The following is a 3,293-nucleotide window of genomic DNA, read 5'->3' on the forward strand; positions in this document are numbered from 1 at the left end:
CATTATTTCGAAAATAATACCCTATTTTTTTATGAAATAATTTTATTTCGGGACTCGGCGATGGTTTTTATTGGATCGCTATGAACAACGCTGCGGCGTTACAACTTCGGTGACGCAACCATGTCAGTAATGGCCATTTCGAAGGTAGTACATTGCAGCGCCACTTCGACAATATTGCGAATAATTAATTGTTCCTGGTCGACATTCCATGCGATGACGAATTCGAGTTCTGGCATTGCCAATTCGGGCAATAAGGGTACAAGTTCTGATCTCGCAAGGTGCGAGCGCACCAGAATTTCAGGTAACAAAGCGATACCTGCACCGCTGGAGATAATAGCAATTAGCGCCATGATGTTGTTGCAGGTACCGATTGCATCCCTATCTACGCCTTGCTCGCGTAATACGTCCATCGTCATTGAATGGCTGGCTGACGGTTTCGACAAGGACCAAATGGCATGTGTTTCCAGTCGCTCGCGCAATGTTGCCGAGTCTGGATACTTGCCTTGAAGTGCGGGCGCCATCATCCAGCACATACGCACTGTGCCCAACGATTCTGATCGAATATTCGGGCCTACCGCCGGCGCGGCAAACAGGGCGACGTCCAGCTTGCCGATTTCAAGGCGTTGACGCATTGATGTGGTCAGATCGATTTCAATTTGATATACCACCTTGGGCATCAATTGGCGCAAGTTAGCAATGAAGGTTGGAAACCAACTCAACGCCGCGATCTCTCCCGCACCGATACGAACAGTGCCACTGGCAGTTTCGGCATTGTCCAGGTCACCAACTACGCTATCGAGGCGGCGCAATAATGGCTCAACCATTTGCACCAGTTCGCGGCCCTGGAAAGTCAATTCCATGCGCCTTCCCTGACGCCGGAACAGCGCCACACCCAAGGCAGTTTCCATTTCACGCACGCGCGCCGAGATTGCTGGCGGCGAGGCATTCATTTTCAGCGCCGTGGCGTGAAAAGTGCCAAGCCGGGAAATCCAGCACAGGGTTTCAAGATTGAGGAGTGTGACGCGCTTCATATAAACATTATGTGAATCTAATGTGAATTAAAACTAGGTTGGTCTGCTACTAGCCCAGGTCGGCCCACATGGCACTGACATCCGATGATATCGAACCCATCTGAAGAGGCAAAGCCGTGCAATAACGTCCCGCATTGAAAATCAAGGGCTCGCCATCGTGGTAAGAAACCTTATGCACCCGACCGACGAACAATACATGATCGCCGCCATCAATGGTGCTTTGAGTCTCGCATTCGAAACTAGCCAGCACGCCATCCAGCACCGGCGAGCCACCCAATCCCTCCTCGTACGCGAGTCCACCGTATTTGTTTTCATTGGGCGTCGCGAAGCGTTGTGACAAATCGGATTGACCCACGCCGAGAACATTGATCGCAAAATGCCCCGATGCCAAAAATCCTGGCAGCGAAAGCGCGTTCCGTCTGATACTCCACAACACCAACGGCGGGTCCAACGATAAGGCCGAGAAGGAATTTGCCGTCATCCCCTCCAATTTTCCGTCGGGTGCGCGCGTGGTAATAACAGTCACGCCCGTAGGAAAACGGCCCAACGCATTTCGTAGCTGTCGAGTGTCATGCTGACCGTCCAGATACAAGTGAGTCACCGCCATGATTGCCCCTTAACGTCGAGGGCAAACGCAACCACATGCAAAGGAATTGACGACGGGGCGATCATGATCTTGCTCTTAGCCATTGACCACATTGACCAGAGGAAGTACTTTTTCGGCCATCAAGATCATAGAGTCGCGCGCCAGTTCGCGGTCAGTCCAGTCGACACCTGCATACAGCATCGTACCAAATTGGCCAGTGACTTCTTGCAACGCATGGATCTCATCGGCGACCTTTGACGGCGAACCATAAATGACGAGTTGCTTCATGACATCTTCAAGGGTCACGCTGTCATCGGACATTTTAGGATCGCTTTTGAAAACACCCAGCGAACCACGGCGTTTCAGTTTATTGAACAAAGAACGGTAATAGTAATAATAAGGACCATCGGTGCCTAACGCATAAGCCTCGGCGGTAGCATCATCCTTCGCCACAAACACGGTCTTGGCGACGCGCCAGTTCGCAGGGTCGGCTTCCCGCTCCGCCCGTGCGCAACCTTCGACATACTTGGTCCAATGACTCTTGACCCACTTCGGCTGCAAGAAATTGGCTGAAATAGGATCCCAACCACGCGCTGCGGCTTCGGTAATACCTTGCGAAAATGGCGCGACGGCTGTCACGACAATCGGCGGATGCGGACGCTGGAGCGGCTTCGGAATCGACCCCATCCCGGTCTCCGCGATGTAAGTACGTTCCGTCGATATATTCCAGTGCTCACCTTTGAGATTGTAAGGCGGCTCAGTCGTCCATATTTTCAGCAACTGATTGATCGACTCCAAAAACATCGCAGGACGTGGCAAATCGAAGTTGCCATAAGCTTCAGCATCCGAAGGCAGCGCGCCCGGGCTAATCCCGAGGATAAAACGCCCACCCAGCAAATGATCCAGCATCGCGATGTGACTAGCGAGAGTCACAGGATGGTGATTCGGGAGATTGAGCGTGCCGGTTCCCAGCTTCATTTGCTTGGTCGCATCGACCAGCGTTGCCAAAAACAAAGCGGATGAAGTGATGTTTTCTTCCGGATCAGTCGCGTGCTCACCTACATAACCTTCAACGAAGCCCAACTGATCAGCCAAAATAAAAGCTTCGCGGTCCTCGCGCAGGGAAATTTGCCAATCTTTGCCAATAGGATGCATAGGCATCGTGAAAAATCCGAGTTTCATCAAATCTCCTTTAATCTTTATATTTATATTTATATTCAATCTATATCGCTTAGAGCCAGTTTAGGCAAGGCAATAGATAAATAAAAGACACTTGATTGGACCGTAACCAATCAGTTTTTCTGATGATTTGGATTATTAACTAAATCGCAGGGTTGGTTGACCGCCTAAGCTGTTGAGGATTAAACGTGTAAAAAAGGCAAAACCGCGAGTTGGATGCCAAGCTAGACGATGGTCCATACGCAAAATGGTTTCTGCAAGGGGCTTTGGCAACGCAGACAGTGCCCAGAAGTAGGAAAAGCAAAAGCCGTCCTGGGTTTTGTTAAATGTCAGTCTGTCCGTTCAGTCCTGACGCAAACGCGTCCCGGCAAGGCGTGCCGACGCAGACAGCACGCTAGTGCGGCAAGGAAGGCACAACGTATCTTGGGGGAGGTTAAGACGGTCGCCAAGTCAGCCAACGGTCCTGACGCAAACGCGTCCCAGCAAGGCGTGCCGAC

At 51.2% G+C, this 3,293-nt stretch carries 3 protein-coding genes; all 3 read right to left on the reverse strand.

Annotation, left to right across the window (positions count from 1 at the left end; all coding sequences use genetic code 11):
* Positions 1–98: 98 nt before the first annotated feature.
* The 3 genes from QN379_RS23200 to QN379_RS23210 all read right to left on the reverse strand — a co-directional run bounded on the left by QN379_RS23200 (position 99) and on the right by QN379_RS23210 (position 2,799).
* A complete protein-coding gene (locus QN379_RS23200; protein ID WP_322233007.1) occupies positions 99–1,031 on the reverse strand; it encodes a LysR family transcriptional regulator in 933 nt (310 codons plus the stop codon).
* 49 nt (positions 1,032–1,080) lie between these two features.
* On the reverse strand, positions 1,081–1,638 hold the full coding sequence (locus QN379_RS23205) for a flavin reductase family protein (protein ID WP_322233008.1): 558 nt from the start codon (positions 1,636–1,638) through the stop codon (positions 1,081–1,083).
* 75 nt (positions 1,639–1,713) lie between these two features.
* The gene (locus tag QN379_RS23210; RefSeq protein ID WP_323507736.1) at positions 1,714–2,799 is read right to left on the reverse strand and encodes an LLM class flavin-dependent oxidoreductase; all 1,086 of its coding nucleotides are present in this window, start codon (positions 2,797–2,799) and stop codon (positions 1,714–1,716) included.
* Positions 2,800–3,293: the final 494 nt, after the last annotated feature.

The organism is Glaciimonas sp. Gout2 (assembly GCF_035018905.1).
Taxonomy (GTDB): domain Bacteria; phylum Pseudomonadota; class Gammaproteobacteria; order Burkholderiales; family Burkholderiaceae_D; genus Glaciimonas.

What these genes read in the sequence shown, in the direction of transcription:
- QN379_RS23205 (WP_322233008.1), bottom strand. Translation starts at nt 1,638, where the DNA reads ATGGCGGTGACTCACTTGTATCTGGACGGTCAGCATGACACTCGACAG.
- QN379_RS23200 (WP_322233007.1), bottom strand. Translation starts at nt 1,031, where the DNA reads ATGAAGCGCGTCACACTCCTCAATCTTGAAACCCTGTGCTGGATTTCC.
- QN379_RS23210 (WP_323507736.1), bottom strand. Translation starts at nt 2,799, where the DNA reads ATGAAACTCGGATTTTTCACGATGCCTATGCATCCTATTGGCAAAGAT.